This window comes from Haemophilus sp. HMSC71H05, assembly GCF_001838635.1.
Lineage (GTDB): Bacteria > Pseudomonadota > Gammaproteobacteria > Enterobacterales > Pasteurellaceae > Haemophilus_D > Haemophilus_D parainfluenzae_R.
The window spans coordinates 63,141-80,814 of record NZ_KV838028.1 but is presented as its reverse complement, the minus strand read 5'-3'; the positions used below and the strand labels follow the sequence as shown (position 1 = coordinate 80,814).

Sequence of the window (17,674 nt, the reverse complement as noted above, 5' to 3'; positions counted from 1 at the left end):
CCGCTCTTTTTTATTTCTTACAGCATTTTCTTCAATTGATACAGATAAGCTAAGGCTTGTTTTGGACTTAATTCATCGGGATCAAGCTGCTCAATAGCTTCGCGTAAAGCATCTGGTTCCGCTTCAAAAGCCAATTCACCTTGATATTGATTTAAAGCTCTTAAATGTTGAATTTGTTGATCACCATTTTGTGCCGACAATTTTTCTAACTGATGTAATTTTTGCTTCGCCAGTTTAATGACCGATTGAGGTACACCTGCCAGCGCTGCAACAGCAAGACCATAACTTTTACTTGCCGCACCGTCTTGAACAGCGTGCATAAAGGCGATGGTATTGTTATGTTCTAACGCATCTAAATGAATATTGGCAATGCCTTCAATTTGTTCTGGCAGAGCAGTGAGTTCAAAATAATGGGTCGCAAATAACGTAAGTGAACGAGTTTTCTTCGCTAACCATTCAGCACAAGCCCAAGCTAAAGAAAGCCCATCATAAGTAGACGTACCTCGTCCTATTTCATCAATCAGAACTAAACTTTGTGAAGTGGCTTGATGAAGAATATTCGCCATTTCGGTCATTTCTACCATAAACGTAGAACGACCAGAGGCTAAATCATCAGAGGCACCAATTCGAGTAAAAATACGATCAATTTGCCCAATAACCGCGCTATCAGCTGGCACAAAGCTGCCTATATAGGCCATTAACGTAATTAAAGCTGTTTGACGCATATAGGTACTTTTACCGCCCATATTGGGGCCAGTAATAATCAATAAATGACGTTGCTGATTGAGATTCACAGGGTTAGCAATAAAGGGGTCTTTTAAGACTTGTTCCACGACAGGATGGCGACCATTTTCAATTTTTACGCCTATTTCATCACTAAATTGTGGTGCAACATAATTTAAGGTTTCTGCTCGTTCTGCGAGATTAACTAATACATCCAATTCAGACAATGCCAAGCTGGCTAACTGTAATTGACCTAAATGTGGCAACAATAGATCAAATAATTCATCATAAAGTTGCTTTTCTAAAGCAAGCGCCGCCCCTTTTGATTTTAAAACCTTATCTTCATATTCTTTTAATTCAGGAATAATGTAGCGTTCGGCATTTTTTAAAGTTTGACGACGAACATAATGAATCGGTGCTTTATGAGCTTGCCCTTGGCTAATTTGAATGTAATAACCATGCACCGCATTAAAGCCAATTTTTAAGGTATCAATACCTGTACTTTCCCGTTCGCGTTGTTCTAAATTTTCTAAATATTGTGTTGCACCAGCTGAAAGGGTTCGCCATTCATCTAATTCGGCATTATAGCCTTCAGCAATAACGCCACCATCGCGAATTAATAATGGAGGAGTTTCAATAATTGCTTTTTGAAGTAGCTCGATTTGCGCGGAAAAATCATCGATTTGCGCGGAAAGTGCGGTCAAATTTGATGATGTTTTTGTATGAATCAGCGATTTTATCGGTTCAATTTGTTCTAATGCAGTACGTAAACGTGTGAGATCGCGAGGACGTGCAGAACGCAGTGCTACACGGGCAAGAATACGTTCCATATCGCCTACTTGTTGCAAATAAGGCTGCAATTCGTGATATAAGTCTTGCTCAATAATTTCACCAATCGTTTTTTGGCGTTTTAATAGAATGTTTGTTTGACGGATAGGTTGATGAATCCAACGTTTTAATAAACGGCTACCCATTGGTGTAACACATTTATCTAATACCGAAGCCAGCGTGTTTTCTGTGCCACCAGCAAGGTTTTGAGTGAGTTCTAAATTTCGGCGTGTTGCAGCATCTAATTGAATATTATCGTTATTTTGAATGACACTGATGCTTTGAATGTGTGGCAGAGAAGCACGTTGTGTTTCTTTTGCATATTGCAATAAACAGCCTGCTGCTGCCAAGCCAAGAGGTGATTTTTCTACACCAAATGCACGTAAATCTTTCGTACCAAATTGACGGTTAAGTTCTGAAATCGCCGTACTAAGTTCAAATTCCCAAATAGGACGACGGCGTAATCCTTTATAAGGTTCGATAATGGCCATTTCGGCAAAATTTTCACAATAAAGTAATTCTACGGGATTAATGCGCTGTAATTCAGCTTGCAAGGCTTCTTTTGAATGAGGTTCACAAAGCTGGAAGCGTCCAGATGTCATGTCTAATGTGGCTAGACCAAATTTTTCTTTTTCCTGATAAACCGCCACAATTAAGTTGTCTTGGCGTTCTGGTAAAAGGGCTTCATCACTCACTGTACCTGGTGTCACAATTCGCACAATTTTTCGCTCAACCGGTCCTTTTGATGTGGCGGGATCACCCACTTGCTCACAAATGGCTACAGGTTCACCTAATTGTACTAATTTTGCTAAATAGCCTTCTACCGCATGATAAGGCACGCCCGCCATGGGAATGGGATTACCTGCTGATTGTCCACGTTTAGTTAAAGAAATATCTAACAACGCTGCCGCTTTTTTTGCATCATCATAAAAAAGCTCATAAAAATCCCCCATTCGATAAAATAACAAAATGTCAGGATTTTCTGCTTTTAACTTGAGATATTGCTGCATCATCGGCGTATGCTGCTCGAAATTATCTTGTAAATTCATGATGTTATCCAGTTTAGGTATTTAACTTTTTGTCTAGCAAGTAGTGGTTTTACGATAGAAGTAATGTATTATTTTGAGCTGATTTTAATTTTCTACATCCACACTCAGTACTTCATCTTCTGTTTTTAACAGTGTATAGACATCTTTTAGCATTTCATTATCAATATTGTAGCATCGGACTTGCAAGCGAACCTCGCCGCTAGCTTGGTCTTTTACTGAGATATTTTCAATGCGGTAATCATGTTTCAGCAATAAATCGGTTACTTTACTGATGCCGTTAGCAGAACTCAGTTGAATAGCTAAACGAGTACGTTTTTTATAGGTTTTACGACGAACATAACGCTGCACAATCGGGCTGATACGGATAGCGATTAAAATCATTAAAGTGGCAATAATCGCATCAAAAATAAAGCCTGCACCTGTTGCCACACCGATAGCCGCTGCTGCCCAAATAATGGCAGCTGTGGTTAAGCCTGAAATCGCATCATTTTTCTTGTGCAAAATTACCCCTGCACCTAAGAAACCGATGCCACTGATTACTTGTGCGGCAAGTCGCATAGGGTCAGTTCGGATATTATCTGAAACTTGCGCATAATGTTCTGCGGCTTGAATGGAGACAATCGTCAGTACACAAGTCGTCACCGCAATAATGGCACAGGTTTTGACCCCAACCGGTTTGTGTTTAAGTTCACGTTCTAAGCCAATAATCCCGCCAAGTACAAGTGCGAGTAGCATTTTCCCTAGGATAAGTAAATAAGCCGTCTGTTCAAGAGCGGTCGAAAAAAGAAAAGAATTTTCCATGTTAATAATGAATATGAGTAAATAAAAAAACGGGCATTATTCTACCTGAAAAAAGGACTTTAATGGGCAAATTTACAATCAATTTACCTTTAATTTATCGCCTTTCGGCTTGAAATTGAGTAAAATCTAAAGTTTTGAAAGATGATGATAGCTGAGAATAAATTTATGCAAAAATCAACGCCGAATATTGGCTTTGTAAGTTTAGGTTGTCCTAAAAATTTAGTGGATTCTGAACGTATTCTGACTGAATTACGTACTGACGGGTATAACATTGTGCCAAGTTATGAAAATGTGGACTTGGTTATTGTGAATACTTGCGGTTTTATTGATAGCGCTGTACAGGAATCCCTAGAAGCCATTGGAGAGGCGTTGGAAGAAAACGGACGTGTGATTGTGACCGGCTGCTTGGGGGCGAAAGAAGATCAAATTCGTCAAGTTCACCCGAAAGTTTTAGAAGTGAGCGGTCCGCACAGTTATGAAACGGTAATGGCTCAAGTGCACAAATACGTACCAAAACCAGAGCATAATCCTTATACCAGCCTTGTACCAAAACAAGGGGTGAAATTAACACCAAAACACTATGCTTATTTGAAAATCTCAGAAGGCTGTGATCATCGTTGTACATTCTGTATAATCCCTTCATTACGTGGGGATTTAGAAAGCCGCTCTATCACGCAAGTATTGGATGAAGCAAAACGTCTTGCTGATGCAGGCGTGAAAGAGTTATTGGTTGTTTCACAAGATACTTCTGCTTATGCAATGGATACACAACGCAAAGAAGGTGGCGTGAAAACGGCTTTCTGGAATGGTATGCCAATTAAAAATGACTTAATGACCTTGTGTAAACAGCTTGGTAAATTAGGTATTTGGGTACGTTTACATTACGTTTATCCTTATCCGCACGTGGATGATTTAATTCCATTAATGGCGGAAGGTTTATTGTTGCCTTATTTGGATATTCCATTACAACATGCGAGTCCGAAAATTTTAAAAGCAATGAAAAGACCAGGAAAAATTGACCGCACTTTAGAGCGTATCAAGCAATGGCGTGAGATTTGTCCAGATTTAACGCTGCGTTCAACTTTTATCGTAGGTTTCCCGGGTGAAACAGAAGAAGACTTCCAAATGTTATTGGATTTCTTAAAAGAAGCACAACTTGATCGAGTGGGCTGTTTCAAATTTAGCCCAGTAGAAGGCGCACCTGCAACTGAAATGGCTGGCCAAGTGCCTGAAGATGTAAAAGAAGAACGTTTCCACCGCTTTATGCAGTTACAACAAGAAATTTCGGCTGAACGATTAAAACAAAAAATTGGCCAAACGCTTGATGTAATTGTGGATGAAATTGATGACGAAGGTATTATCGGCCGTACAAAAGCCGATGCACCCGAAGTTGATGGCTTAGTTTATATTGAAAATCTAAGTGGCACGCCTGTGAAAGTGGGTGAATTTATTAAAGTAACCATTACCCATTCAGATGAATACGATCTGTGGGGAACCTGTTAATTATTAATCTTATTTATTTTTTACCAAAGGAATTAAAAAATGGCAGAAACACAAAAACAACCAAGTGTTATCCGTTTTGAACAAGAAGTTGCGGCAAAAAATTATGAAGCTGCTTGCGTAGAATTGCTCGACATTTTAAGCAAAATTGATACTAATTTTGGTGGCATTGAAGGCATTGAAATTGATTATCCTAGCCAATTAAATGATGAATTAGCACAAGAGAAGATCAAGCATTTTTGTACCCGTGTAGCAGTAGCAATGAGCGAGCTGTTTTCTGATCCTAAATTAGATATTTCGGAAGGCGGGGCACAGCGTTTCTTTACTTTACAACGTTGGATTAACATGATTTTTGCATCATCACCTTTTGTGAATGCGGATCATGTGTTGCAGACTTATAACCGCAATCCAGATAAAACCAATTTATCCGATTTTCATTTAGATAATGCGAGATCATCATTAATTAAATTCTGTATTTTCTATCTGCCAGAATCTAATGTGAATGTTAATCTTGATGCTTTATGGAATTTAGACCCTGAATTATGTGCATCACTTTGTTTTGCATTGCAATCACCCCGTTTTATCGGTACTGATCAAGCGTTTTCTAAGCGTGGTACGCTTTTACAATGGTTCCCTGAAAAATTAGCGACGATTAAAAACTTAAATAATGTGCCGAGTGCAATTTCACATGATGTGTATATGCATTGCAGCTACGATATTGCTGAAAATAAACACTGGGTGAAAAAAGCATTAAACCAAGTTATTCGCCGTCATTTATTGCAAGGTGGATGGACAGATCGCGATGTCACTAAATTAGGTGAACGTGATGGCAAACCAGTTATGGTCGTATTATTGGAACATTTCCATTCATCCCATTCAATTTACCGTACGCATTCCACCTCAATGATTGCTGCGCGTGAGCGTTTTCATTTAATTGGTGTGGGTAATGAAGCTGTAGATGCAGCAGGTCAAGCGGTGTTTGATGAATTCCATTTATTAAAAGGCGATAATATTTTTGGTAAATTGAATGAATTAAAAGAGATTTGTGAAAAAAATGGTGCTGCGGTTCTTTATATGCCAAGTATTGGGATGGATTTAACCACTATTTTTGCAAGCAATACACGCCTTGCACTAGTTCAAGTGATTGCTTTAGGTCACCCAGCTACGACACATTCTGATTTTATTGAATATGTGATTGTAGAAGATGATTATGTGGGTTCTGAAAAATGCTTCAGTGAGCAATTATTGCGTTTACCGAAAGATGCCTTACCTTATGTGCCTTCAGCACTTGCACCACAACACGTAGAATATCGTTTACGTGAAAATCCTGAAGTGGTGAATATTGGTATTGCTTCAACTACAATGAAGCTTAACCCCTATTTCTTGGCAGCATTAAAAGCCATTCGTGATCGTGCAAATGTGAAAGTGCATTTCCACTTTGCATTAGGTCAATCTAGTGGTGTGACACATCCTTATGTTGAGCGTTTTATTAAATCTTATTTAGGCAATGATGCGACAGCTTATCCACATGCGCCTTATGATCAATATCTTCGTATTTTGCATAACTGCGATATGATGGTAAACCCATTCCCATTCGGTAACACGAATGGCATTATTGATATGGTGACATTAGGTTTAGTGGGCGTATGTAAAACCGGTGCAGAAGTGCATGAACATATTGATGAAGGGTTATTCAAACGTTTAGGTTTACCGGAATGGTTAATTGCAAATACGGTAGATGAATATGTTGAACGTGCAATTCGTTTAGCAGAAAACCATCAAGAACGTTTAGCACTTCGCCGTCATATTATTGAAAATAACGGCTTACAAACTTTATTTACAGGCGATCCAAGCCCAATGGGTAAAGTGTTACTTGAAAAATTTGAGGAGTGGAAAGCGGCAAATTTAGCTGAAAAGCCAAAGAAAAAAGCAACTAAATCCGCAACCACAAAAGAGAAGACCACCAAGTCTACCACAACAAAGAAAAGTGCGGTCAAATCTGAAGGTAAATCTGAGCCGAAAAAACCAGTAAAGAAAACCACGAAAAAAGCAGATAAATAATCAATAAATCCCCGAAAGGGGATTTTTTATTGAGAAAAATTAAACAAAGCCTCATTTTTTCTAAAAAAGCTTGATTTTGTAGCGTAAAGCCTGTAATTAATAGACCCATTCAACACAACATAAAATAAGGAAAAATTCATGAAAAACGTCGGTTTTATCGGTTGGCGCGGAATGGTCGGCTCCGTATTAATGGATCGTATGGTGCAAGAGCAAGATTTTGCCAATATTAATCCAGTTTTCTTCACCACTTCTCAAGCAGGTCAAAAAGCGCCTGTGTTTGCAGGAAAAGAGGCGGGTGAGCTTAAAAATGCATTCGACATTGATGAACTCAAAAAATTAGACATTATCGTGACCTGCCAAGGTGGCGACTATACCAATGAAGTTTATCCAAAATTGAAAGCAACAGGTTGGGATGGTTATTGGGTTGATGCCGCTTCTGCACTACGTATGAAAGATGATGCAATTATCGTGCTTGATCCAGTAAATCAACACGTAATTTCTGAAGGCTTGAAAAAAGGCATCAAAACTTTTGTAGGCGGTAACTGTACCGTGAGCTTAATGTTAATGGCTATCGGTGGTTTATTTGAAAAAGATTTAGTGGAATGGGTATCTGTCGCAACTTACCAAGCGGCTTCAGGTGCAGGCGCAAAAAATATGCGTGAATTGATTTCACAAATGGGTTTATTAGAACAAGCGGTTTCAAGCGAATTAAAAGACCCTGCTTCATCTATTTTAGATATTGAACGTAAAGTGACTGCAGAAATGCGTTCTGATAGCTTCCCAACGGATAACTTCGGTGCAGCATTAGGGGGCAGCTTAATCCCTTGGATTGACAAACTTCTTCCAGAAACCGGACAAACTAAAGAAGAATGGAAAGGTTATGCAGAAACTAACAAAATCTTAGGTTTAAGTGACAATCCAATTCCTGTTGATGGTTTATGTGTACGTATCGGTGCATTACGTTGCCACAGCCAAGCGTTCACCATCAAACTGAAAAAAGACTTACCGTTAGAAGAAATCGAACAAATTTTAGCGTCTCACAATGAATGGGTGAAAGTAATTCCAAACGACAAAGAAACCACATTACGTGAATTAACCCCAGCTAAAGTAACAGGTACATTAAGCGTACCAGTTGGTCGTTTACGTAAATTGGCAATGGGTCCAGAATACTTAGCGGCATTCACTGTAGGTGACCAATTATTATGGGGGGCTGCAGAGCCAGTTCGTCGTATCTTAAAACAATTGGTAGCGTAAGTTTTACTTTCACTACAAAGGGCGTATTTACTACGCCCTTTTCATTAGAAAATTATGATCAGAGAACCTCATTTTCATCAATTTGCCCTTGCAGAGTTATTGCCTTTTTTTGAGCAATTTCCGACGCAATATCTTTCTGGTGAACGAAATATTAAATTAGCTTATCGTCATTTGGTTCAGCCTGAAAGTGCGGCCAGAAAATTGATGATTTTGGTGAATGGCCGAGCAGAAAATATGCTGAAATGGACTGAGTTGTCTTACGACTTTTACCAACAAGGTTATGATGTTTTGCTTTTTGATCATCGAGGACAAGGCTATTCACAGCGTATTATTCCTCAAAAAGGGCATTTAGATGAGTTTCGTTTTTATACCGATGATATGGCAAAAATCATTGAAAAAACGACCGCACTTTATGCTTATCAAGCGCAATATATTCTTGCACATTCCCTCGGCGCGTTGATTTCCACCTATTATCTTGCCAATTACGATCATCAGATAAAAAAGGCCGTGCTTTCTTCGCCTTTCTTTGGTGTTCCCATGAAACATCCGTTACGAGATGAAGTCATCATTGCAACGATGATGGCATTTGGTCAAGGTCATCGCTATGTTTTTGGCAAAGGACATTACAAACCGGCAGATTTAAACCTTAATGAACTTAGCCATTCTAAAACACGAATGAAATGGATGAACCGAGTTAATCGAAAACGCGCTGCTATTCACTTAGGTGGCCCGACATTCCGTTGGGTACATTTGTGTTTAAATGCAATCAAAGCGCTCCCTAAAATCATTCCAAGAGTGGAAACACCTGTGCTTATTTTACAAGCGGAAAAAGAAAAAATTGTGGATAACAAAAATCTTGAAAAATTGACCGCACTTTTTCCGCATGCAGTATCCATGCTTGTACTTCAAGCAAAACATGAAATCCTTTTTGAAAAGGATAACGTGAGAAAAGCCGTACTTGAACACGTGAATCAATTTCTTCATTCTTAAAGTTATTTTTTAATCTGCATCAAGTTTTCATCAAATTTTATTAAAAACATCGCTTAAATCTTTACTCATACCAAATAAGTGGTATCTTTGTGATTGCTATTTAATCGATTGCGTCACGGTTGTTATACGTGATGAATTATTTTTTTGTTCATTTATCCAGGAGTTATCCTATGGAAAGTAAAATTCCAGCAGTAGAAGTCAAACTTGGCTTTAAATGGCAAGGGCTGCTGATTGCCGTCATCGTTGGTTTAGGGATTTGGTTGATCCCAACACCAGAAGGCTTATCCGCTAAAGCATGGGGAATGCTAGCGCTGTTTGTGGCAACCATTGTGGCTATTATCGCTAAAGCAATGCCTATGGGTGCAGCAACGCTAGTTGCCTTGGTGATTAGTGGTTTGACTGGACTTACACCAATTTCACCAAAACAAGGTGATGTCGGCATGTTATCCGGCTTTGCGAACGGCACAATTTGGTTGATTGCTATTGCCATGTTTTTATCTCGAGCGGTGATTAAAACCGGTTTAGGTAAACGTATCGCGCTGTACTTCGTTGGTCGTTTTGGTAAAAAAATGATGGGTGTGGCCTATGGTATGGCGTTGGCTGATGTTGTTATCGGTCCGGGTATTCCTTCGGCTTCTGCGCGTGGGGGCGGTATTATGTACCCTATTATGCAATCTATTGCTGATGCATATGAGTCCAAACCTGGTCCAACTGCTCGTCGTGCAGGTGCTTTCTTAGCGATTGCTGTCTCTCAAATCGATACCATTATTTGTACCATGTTCTTAACCGCCATGGCGGGTAACCCGTTAATTGCAGAACTCGCGAAAAGCCAAGGTGTAGAAATCACTTGGATGACATGGTTCTTAGGGGCGATCGTACCTGGTATTGTGAGCCTAATCGTCTTGCCTTATTTCGTGTATTTAATTTATCCGCCAGAATTAAAAGATACGCCTAAAATGGCAGAAATGGCACGTGAAGAATTAAAAAGCATGGGCCCAATGAGCAAAGCGGAATGGATTCTTGCCCTAGACTTTATCCTTCTTTTATTCCTTTGGACAGTGGGTGATTTAGTCTTCCATATCCCTGCAACAATTTCAGCGTTTATCGGTTTAGTGATTTTATTATTAACCAATATTATGAGCTGGAAAAATATCGTAGCAGAAACCACCGCATGGGATACGATGTTCTGGTTTGCGGTATTGGTGATGATGGCAAATGCACTTAACAAATACGGTGCAATCACTTGGATTTCTACCCACATCTCTTCATCTGTGGGTAGTTTCAGCTGGCCAATTGCCTTTACTATTTTAGTTTTGGTGTATTTCTATACCCGCTATTTCTTTGCTTCAGCCATGGCGCATATTTCCGCAATGTATCTCGCTTTCGTGGCAGCGGCTATCGCTGTGGGTACACCACCAATCATTGCTGCAATTGGTTTAGGTTACACCTCAACATTATCCATGAGTTTAACGCAATATGCTGGTGGCCCTGGTCCAGCTTTATACGGCTCAGGTTATAACTCAACCGGTCAATGGTGGGGCGTGAGCTTTATTGTTTCCATCCTTTCATTAGTCATTTGGTTTGGTGTAGGTGGATTATGGATGAAACTACTCGGTTGGTGGTAATCCCTATTAATTCATAAAAATCCCTAAAAAAACGACCGCACTTTGATTTGTATCACAAAAGTGCGGTCATTTTTATCTGTATTTTGAATTAATCATCCCAGTCATCATCCCAATCACGATGTCTTCTGTGGTGATGATGTCTTTTATGTTTTTTATGATGGCGATATTCTCTGTCATCGTAGTCTCCGCCTTTGTTCACTTGACTACCGATTACACCACCTAATGCTGCGCCGCCGAGTGTTGTGGCAATATCTCCACCTAATAAACCACCGGCTACGCCGCCGATTGCTGCACCTGTTGCAGTATGACGTTGTTGTCTGTCCATTTCACAAGCGGTTAAGCTTCCTGCTAATGCAACAATCACTAACCCTTTCATCAATTTAGATTTCATAAATCTACTCCTCTATTTTTGTCGGGATTGCTTGCCTAAGCACTTATGCAATCCGGCGTGTAAAAGCATTCCTTTTACGATTGCTTTGACTATGTGGAAAATTAGTTAGTTCAAATGGCTTGTTCAATTGGTTTAAGAATGAGCAATTTTTGGTATGATTGTTGAGAGGTTTAATTAGTGATTCAGTCAGATGTTGTAAAATCTATTTTAACTAATTGAAGTTAGGGATTAATAATGTTTGGTATTTTCTTTAAAGATAAAGGCGTGTCTATTAATAATGAAAATGGAATGCATGTTTTGGCCTCGATCTCTTTGGGTGAATATGTAGAAGAATTGCATATTCCAATAGACTACTGGGGCATTGAAGAATATAAAAAGAGCTGGGCTACATCCATAGCTGATGGGATAGAAAAAAAGAAACATTCAGTACTTATTACATCTATGCATAAGCCAGAATCTTTAAATTTTATTTCTGCATGGATTATTTATTATGATGGGGAAAATTCTTATGTTCAAAATAAGATAATATTTGTAGATGATTTCCCAGAATTTGATGCGTCTAAAATCAATGAATATGTAAATGAACGAGAGGTCTTAAATGAAGATGGTTTTAAGATATCTGAATGGATAGTAAAAACAAAAGATATAATTGACTTTTACAATGATATTATTAACTTGGCAAGATAGAATGTATGAATCCTTGATTCATGCGACGAAGGATAGCAAAAATAATGGAGAATAAGTAATGATGAATATATTTGCTATTCTTAAAAAGGCTTTTTTTTCTTCAATTATTATGACAGTGTTACTTTCTATAATGATGTATTTAAGAGGATATCCTGCAGAAATTTCATTTGTTATAAAGTATATATTCCATTTTTTCTTCTTTTCTATGATATTAGTTATATCTTTTGGAAACTATCTAAAAAAAGAAGAAAAAAACATTGCTAATAAAATAAAGAAAAAAAGGGGAAGAAATGGGAATTAATGATGCTTTTTTTAGGCATCTCTTAGAAGAAAGGCTTCGTCTTGAAAGTAATGGTCTTCCCACTTATCAAGAGGGCTTAGGGATGAATTTTATTATTAGGTGCAATGGTAATGCCAATGAGGTAATGAGATTAGCAAGAGATGTGTTATTAAAGGTCAATTATCAATATGATTTATATACTAAGTCTAAATGGGACGATGTAGAAGCTTGGAAAAAAATATTACCAATAAAATTTATTAATGGTTTTAAAAAAGTTAAAAGCCGTTTTGATATTTTTGGTTTTTTTTGTAGAAAAAGAGAGGACGATTGGACTTTTGATAACTGGATATTTCTTATGGATCCTATAGATAGAAGCTGGTTTTGGTGGGGAGCAACTATTTTAGATGAAGACCACTTTTTATTTGCAACTAAAGTTCTAGATGATCCATTTTTATCGGGAACATTAAGATGGTTATTTATAGGATGTGGTGCTATTGAGGTTATAGAAGAGGGGGATTTTTAGTAAGGTGGAGTATGTGAATAATTTATTATTGGCACTCCCAGATAGGCGTGTCTCCTGACGCGTGCTTGTATCTATCTAAAAAACTATACATCTGAAGAAGTTATTGAAGTATTGATAATTTAAGTGCGGTCAATTTTCAAAGAGTTTTAAAACCCCTCAAAAACTGACCGCACTTTTTTGTATTTTTGATGCTTCTTTTGTCGAAATATTGCCCTCTCATAGCAATCCCGCCTACAACACCATTCCCATATCTGCTTGTCCTATTGAGAAAACTGGTTAGTCCAACTCGCTTGTTTAATTGCTCTAATAATCAGTATGTTTATGATTTTTGATATAAAATTATCAAATAAAAATAATTTTCTATAAATTTGATAAAATTTTATTGATTTGTGACTTTGATCACAGTATTGCAGAAAAAAATTCAGTACTATGCTTGCAACTCGATGATAGATGTTTTTAGTAGCGGGTTAATAATCATGGACTTTAAACCTAACATAATAGGAGATTTATTATGGCATACTATCCAGCAGAACCGTTCCGTATTAAAAGTGTTGAACCTGTTTCAATCTTACCAAAAGCAGAACGTGAAAAAGCAATGAAAGCGGCAGGCTTCAATACCTTCTTACTTGATTCAAAAGATGTTTATATCGACCTTTTAACCGATAGTGGTACAAATGCAATGAGTGACCGTCAATGGGCCGGTATTATGATGGGTGATGAAGCTTATGCAGGTAGCCGCAACTTCTATCATTTACAAGAAACGGTTCAAGACTTATTTGGTTTCAAACATATTGTGCCAACTCACCAAGGTCGTGGTGCTGAAAATATTCTTTCTCGTATCGCGATTAAACCGGGTCAATACGTACCAGGTAATATGTATTTCACCACTACACGTTTCCACCAAGAAGCCAATGGCGGTATTTTCTACGATATTATTCGTGATGAAGCGCATGATGCGACATTAGATGTGCCATTTAAAGGCGATATTGATGTTAAAAAATTAGAAAAATTAATTAACGAAAAAGGCGCTGAAAATATTGCTTATGTGTGCTTGGCGGTAACCGTAAACTTAGCTGGTGGTCAACCGGTTTCTATCGCAAACATGAAAGCTGTTCGTGAATTAACCGCAAAACACGGCATTAAAGTGTTCTACGATGCAACTCGTTGTATTGAAAATGCTTATTTCATTAAAGAACAAGAACCAGGCTATCAAGATCGTTCAATCAAATCTATCGTTCAAGAAATGTTCAGCTATGCAGATGGTTGTACAATGAGTGGTAAAAAAGACTGCTTAACCAATATCGGTGGTTTCTTATGTATGAATGATGAAGAATTGTTCATGAAAGCGAAAGAATTGGTTGTTGTGTTCGAAGGTATGCCGTCTTACGGTGGTATGGCTGGTCGTGATATGGAAGCGATGGCGATCGGTTTGAAAGAAGCAACTCAGGAAGAGTACATTGAACACCGTGTTAAACAAGTACGTTACCTCGGTGAAAAATTAAAAGCAGCGGGTGTACCGATTGTAGAACCAATTGGTGGTCATGCGGTGTTCTTAGATGCACGTCGTTTCTGTCCACATTTGAAACAAGAAGAAGACTTCCCAGCACAAGCATTAGCGGCAGCAATCTATGTTGAATGCGGTGTGCGTACAATGGAACGTGGTATTATTTCAGCTGGTCGTGATATCAAAACTGGCGAAAACCATCATCCAAAACTTGAAACTGTACGTATTACTATTCCGCGTCGTGTTTACACCTATGCACACATGGATTTAGTTGCTGATGGTATTATCCACTTATTCAAACATAAAGAGGATATTAAAGGGCTTCGTTTCGTGTATGAACCAAAACAATTACGTTTCTTCACTGCACGTTTTGAACAAAAATAGGCCTACCGCCCTTACCTCAGTAACGGGGTAAGGGCTTTTTGTATCTAAAAAATATTTGGTTAATGAGAAAAATGCGAAAACATTCTAATGACATTGTGGTTTGATGTATTGTCAAATAAGGAAGTGACTAGCCTTTCTACGATAATCGGAAAGGAGAAAACTTATGAACAAAACATTGGGAAGTACCTTGATTACCTCAGGGACGATGATTGGGGCAGGGATGCTTGCCATGCCTCTCACCTCTGCAGGAATAGGTTTCACGTTTACAGTTGTTCTACTTGTTCTTTTATGGATTCTGCTCACCTATAGCGCATTATTATTTGTTGAGGTTTACCAAACTGCTGAACATGATGCTGGTATTGGCACGCTTGCCGCACAGTATTTTGGTCGACCAGGACGAATTGTCGCAACTAGCGTATTAATGATTTTCCTTTATGCATTACTTTCCGCCTATGTAACCGGTGGTGGTGCAATTCTTGCTTCAACTTTACCTGATTTTGCGACGCCTGATCTCAAAATGAAAGGTTCTATCCTGGCATTTACGATCTTCTTTGGTATCTTCGTAGCAATTGGCACAAGCTTTGTGGATGCCTTAAATCGTTTCTTATTTATCGCGATGATTGCGGCTTTATTTATTGTGCTTGGATTGATGATTCCAGAAATTAAAATCGATAACTTAATGGCCATGCCAATTGATAAAGCGCTATTGATTTCGGCTAGCCCGGTTTTCTTTACCGCTTTTGGTTTCCACGGCTCAATTCCTTGCTTAAATAAATACTTAGAAGGTGATGTAAAAGCCTTAAGATTTTCTATTATTGTGGGCTCTGCAATCACATTAGTGGGTTATCTTTTATGGCAATTTTCTACTCATGGCGTGTTAAGTCAAAGCCGATTCTTAGAAATCCTTAATCAAGATCCAACATTAAATGGATTGATTGAAGCCGTTCGAGTGATTACAGGCAGCACCATTATTGCGGCTGTCGTGAAAATCTTCTCTGCCTTAGCACTGATTACCTCATTCTTAGGGGTCGCACTCGGTTTACTAGAATGTATTGACGACTTGTTAAAACGTGTATTCAATTTTTCTGCAAACCGTTTAAGTTTAGGTTTTTTAACCTTCCTTCCGCCATTGCTCTTTGCATTCTTCTATCCAGAAGGTTTCATCCTTGCATTAGGTTATGCAGGACAAATGTTTGCTTTCTATGCAGTGGTATTGCCAGCAGCATTGGTTTGGAAAGCTCGCCATCAACATCCAAACTTACCTTATCGTGTGCCGGGTGGTTCAGGGGTTCTACTCTTTGTCTCAATTTTAGGGATTATTATCGTGAGTATCCCATTCCTCATTAAATTAGGTGTATTGCCTGAAGTAGTGGGTTAATAACACGATTAAAATAAAAAGTGCGGTTAATTTTAACCGCACTTTTTTATGCTTTCTCTTTGATTGCTTTAAGATATCGATATACGCTAGGTTCTGAGATTTTCAAATATTTCGCCACCATTGGAATGGCACCTTTGATATTGAAAATACCTTTATCAAATAAGACTTTAATGGCGTTTTCCCGTTGTCTTAAGCTGAGTGGTTTATCGGAGTGTAATAGAGTGAAATCAAGGTATTCACAAAGGATATCTTCGATGGAGTTTTCGAGTTTTTCTTTATTAATTATTTCGGCCTCTTCTACGTCAGCAAAGGCAGCATCAATACCTAAAATATTGACGAAGTTTCCAAGGTTTTCCAGTGAAATTAATTTGGTCATCACATCAACCAACTCAGAAGTATCATGATTAATACAAAGGATGCCTTCTAATTTATCCCCGTTTTTAATGAAATAAGTTGCACCTCGAATGACCTTTTCGGAATCTGCCACGGCTTTGTAGTTAAAGATAAAATCCTTATCTAAATACACTTTATCCTGCAACAAACTTGAAGCAAAAGAGCTAAGTGGAGAGGAAAGAGTCCGCCCGCTAACGTGGCTATTCGCAATGGCTTCCATATGAGCCTTATTCTTATCAAAAGAATGAAATACGACTTCGTATTTAGGGCCGAGAACATTTCCCAAAAAATGGGTTAGGCCAATAAAATATTTCTTTTGTACGTTATTCATACCAACTTAATCTCATTAATTTCAGCTTGCTATAGGTATTCTATAACCGCTTATTTTTTATAGCAAATATATTGTAAAAAACGGCAGGTTATCTGTGGTGTTTTACTTTAAGTGAATCTTATAACGCTTAGAGGATATGGTTAGACAATACTTCTGTGATATTCTTTGGTGTTGGGATTTTTATCTTTAAGACACTTCAAGTGAATCTTGTAAGAAATGCTAAAGCTTGTATCCTCATTATTAAGGATTATTACATACGAGATGATTACTAAAGCACATGATGAATTAAAATAAAAGGAGAAGTAGGCATGAGATATTTATTACTCATTTTAAAAAGATCTTTTTTGATGACTATCATTCTACAACTTATTTTTTATATAAATGCGTGGTTTATCACGGGGAATGTTGATCAGAGTGATTTTTTTGTAAGTAAGGAGCATTTGTTTTTTAGTTTAAAAATATGGGGCTCTCTATTTGTTTTATTTTTATTAATATATTCTTTAGGTGATAATAAATATTAATGGCTTACTGATGATGCAAGAATGAGATGATTAAGGTATGACAATGTTTTATTTATTAGAAGAATATGAAGATGAATTGTTATGGTCTGGAGATATATTTAGAGTTTTTATCCAGAATAAGGGGGAGAATTATTACACAGATCGAGTCGTGGACTTTATCATCTTTGAAACAGAGGATGTTGATAGACCGCTAGGGTTGCTATCTATATCTGGTTATAAGGCTGGAAAAATAGCGTTCATCTTTCCTAAAGAAGCTTTTAAAAAAGATGCGATTTATTCTTTAGATAAGAATTGGATAGAAAAAAACATATATGATTATTTATATCTAAACAAAGAGTGTGACAAAGTTTTTATATCAAAAAATGATTCAATACTTCCATTCTAATGTCTAGATTAAACTTACATAAAATAAATCGTTGGATATAAAGTGTGGTCAATTTTCAAAGAGTTT

Annotated in this window: 15 protein-coding genes; 11 read left to right on the top strand and 4 right to left on the bottom strand. The window is 37.8% G+C overall.

The features are described from left to right. Window positions 1-17: 17 nt before the first annotated feature. Window positions 18-2,600: a DNA mismatch repair protein MutS gene (mutS, locus tag HMPREF3279_RS04205; RefSeq protein ID WP_070868181.1), complete on the bottom strand. Its 2,583-nt coding sequence runs from the start codon at window positions 2,598-2,600 to the stop codon at window positions 18-20. Window positions 2,601-2,684: 84 nt separating this feature from the next. Next, entirely contained in the window at window positions 2,685-3,401 is a 717-nt protein-coding gene (locus HMPREF3279_RS04200; protein WP_014064479.1) for an MgtC/SapB family protein, read from the bottom strand. Window positions 3,402-3,566: 165 nt separating this feature from the next. Between HMPREF3279_RS04200 and rimO the strand changes: the two genes are divergently transcribed. From rimO to HMPREF3279_RS04175, 5 genes are all read left to right on the top strand, one after another. Then, the gene (gene rimO / locus HMPREF3279_RS04195) at window positions 3,567-4,904 is read left to right on the top strand and encodes a 30S ribosomal protein S12 methylthiotransferase RimO (RefSeq protein ID WP_070868180.1); all 1,338 of its coding nucleotides are present in this window, start codon (window positions 3,567-3,569) and stop codon (window positions 4,902-4,904) included. A gap of 39 nt (window positions 4,905-4,943) precedes the next feature. After that, on the top strand, window positions 4,944-6,962 hold the full coding sequence (locus HMPREF3279_RS04190; protein WP_070868179.1) for a UDP-glucose:protein N-beta-glucosyltransferase: 2,019 nt from the start codon (window positions 4,944-4,946) through the stop codon (window positions 6,960-6,962). A gap of 138 nt (window positions 6,963-7,100) precedes the next feature. Beyond that, entirely contained in the window at window positions 7,101-8,216 is a 1,116-nt protein-coding gene (gene asd, locus HMPREF3279_RS04185; RefSeq protein ID WP_005699320.1) for an aspartate-semialdehyde dehydrogenase, read from the top strand. Between the two features lie 54 nt (window positions 8,217-8,270). Beyond that, on the top strand, window positions 8,271-9,206 hold the full coding sequence (locus HMPREF3279_RS04180; protein WP_070868178.1) for an alpha/beta fold hydrolase: 936 nt from the start codon (window positions 8,271-8,273) through the stop codon (window positions 9,204-9,206). 170 nt (window positions 9,207-9,376) lie between these two features. Further along, complete coding sequence (locus HMPREF3279_RS04175) at window positions 9,377-10,831, top strand: DASS family sodium-coupled anion symporter (RefSeq protein ID WP_070868177.1); 1,455 nt, start codon at window positions 9,377-9,379, stop codon at window positions 10,829-10,831. 88 nt (window positions 10,832-10,919) lie between these two features. On the opposite strand, the gene HMPREF3279_RS04170 is transcribed toward HMPREF3279_RS04175, so the two are convergent. Further along, window positions 10,920-11,222 carry a hypothetical protein gene (locus HMPREF3279_RS04170; RefSeq protein ID WP_049373789.1) on the bottom strand — a complete coding sequence of 101 codons (303 nt, stop codon included), beginning with the start codon at window positions 11,220-11,222 and terminating at the stop codon, window positions 10,920-10,922. Between the two features lie 234 nt (window positions 11,223-11,456). On the opposite strand from HMPREF3279_RS04170, the gene HMPREF3279_RS04165 reads away from it, so the two are divergent. The 5 genes from HMPREF3279_RS04165 (at window position 11,457) to HMPREF3279_RS04145 (ending at window position 15,978) form a co-directional block, all read left to right on the top strand. Then, window positions 11,457-11,909, top strand: a complete 453-nt coding sequence (locus tag HMPREF3279_RS04165; protein WP_049370039.1) for a hypothetical protein — start codon at window positions 11,457-11,459, stop codon at window positions 11,907-11,909. 58 nt (window positions 11,910-11,967) lie between these two features. Further along, the gene (locus HMPREF3279_RS04160) at window positions 11,968-12,210 is read left to right on the top strand and encodes a hypothetical protein (protein ID WP_049370040.1); all 243 of its coding nucleotides are present in this window, start codon (window positions 11,968-11,970) and stop codon (window positions 12,208-12,210) included. Then, entirely contained in the window at window positions 12,200-12,712 is a 513-nt protein-coding gene (locus HMPREF3279_RS04155) for a hypothetical protein (protein WP_049370041.1), read from the top strand. Before HMPREF3279_RS04160 ends, HMPREF3279_RS04155 begins: the two co-directional genes overlap by 11 nt. A 511-nt stretch (window positions 12,713-13,223) precedes the next feature. Further along, window positions 13,224-14,600, top strand: a complete 1,377-nt coding sequence (locus tag HMPREF3279_RS04150) for a tyrosine phenol-lyase (RefSeq protein ID WP_049365086.1) — start codon at window positions 13,224-13,226, stop codon at window positions 14,598-14,600. Between the two features lie 163 nt (window positions 14,601-14,763). Beyond that, a complete protein-coding gene (locus tag HMPREF3279_RS04145; RefSeq protein ID WP_070868176.1) occupies window positions 14,764-15,978 on the top strand; it encodes an aromatic amino acid transporter in 1,215 nt (404 codons plus the stop codon). A gap of 46 nt (window positions 15,979-16,024) precedes the next feature. Here the strand turns inward: HMPREF3279_RS04145 and HMPREF3279_RS04140 are convergent, their stop codons facing one another. Continuing rightward, a complete protein-coding gene (locus HMPREF3279_RS04140) occupies window positions 16,025-16,702 on the bottom strand; it encodes a helix-turn-helix transcriptional regulator (protein WP_049384239.1) in 678 nt (225 codons plus the stop codon). A gap of 564 nt (window positions 16,703-17,266) precedes the next feature. On the opposite strand from HMPREF3279_RS04140, the gene imm45 reads away from it, so the two are divergent. After that, window positions 17,267-17,608 carry an Imm45 family immunity protein gene (imm45, locus tag HMPREF3279_RS04130; RefSeq protein ID WP_049373792.1) on the top strand — a complete coding sequence of 114 codons (342 nt, stop codon included), beginning with the start codon at window positions 17,267-17,269 and terminating at the stop codon, window positions 17,606-17,608. Window positions 17,609-17,674 lie beyond the last annotated feature (66 nt).

Coding starts and splice junctions, on each gene's coding strand:
- HMPREF3279_RS04170 (WP_049373789.1), bottom strand. CDS start 11,222: ATGAAATCTAAATTGATGAAAGGGTTAGTGATTGTTGCATTAGCAGGA.
- HMPREF3279_RS04175 (WP_070868177.1), top strand. CDS start 9,377: ATGGAAAGTAAAATTCCAGCAGTAGAAGTCAAACTTGGCTTTAAATGG.
- HMPREF3279_RS04180 (WP_070868178.1), top strand. CDS start 8,271: ATGATCAGAGAACCTCATTTTCATCAATTTGCCCTTGCAGAGTTATTG.
- HMPREF3279_RS04160 (WP_049370040.1), top strand. CDS start 11,968: ATGATGAATATATTTGCTATTCTTAAAAAGGCTTTTTTTTCTTCAATT.
- imm45 (WP_049373792.1), top strand. CDS start 17,267: ATGTTTTATTTATTAGAAGAATATGAAGATGAATTGTTATGGTCTGGA.
- HMPREF3279_RS04145 (WP_070868176.1), top strand. CDS start 14,764: ATGAACAAAACATTGGGAAGTACCTTGATTACCTCAGGGACGATGATT.
- mutS (WP_070868181.1), bottom strand. CDS start 2,600: ATGAATTTACAAGATAATTTCGAGCAGCATACGCCGATGATGCAGCAA.
- HMPREF3279_RS04140 (WP_049384239.1), bottom strand. CDS start 16,702: ATGAATAACGTACAAAAGAAATATTTTATTGGCCTAACCCATTTTTTG.
- HMPREF3279_RS04155 (WP_049370041.1), top strand. CDS start 12,200: ATGGGAATTAATGATGCTTTTTTTAGGCATCTCTTAGAAGAAAGGCTT.
- HMPREF3279_RS04190 (WP_070868179.1), top strand. CDS start 4,944: ATGGCAGAAACACAAAAACAACCAAGTGTTATCCGTTTTGAACAAGAA.
- HMPREF3279_RS04165 (WP_049370039.1), top strand. CDS start 11,457: ATGTTTGGTATTTTCTTTAAAGATAAAGGCGTGTCTATTAATAATGAA.
- rimO (WP_070868180.1), top strand. CDS start 3,567: ATGCAAAAATCAACGCCGAATATTGGCTTTGTAAGTTTAGGTTGTCCT.
- HMPREF3279_RS04150 (WP_049365086.1), top strand. CDS start 13,224: ATGGCATACTATCCAGCAGAACCGTTCCGTATTAAAAGTGTTGAACCT.
- HMPREF3279_RS04200 (WP_014064479.1), bottom strand. CDS start 3,401: ATGGAAAATTCTTTTCTTTTTTCGACCGCTCTTGAACAGACGGCTTAT.
- asd (WP_005699320.1), top strand. CDS start 7,101: ATGAAAAACGTCGGTTTTATCGGTTGGCGCGGAATGGTCGGCTCCGTA.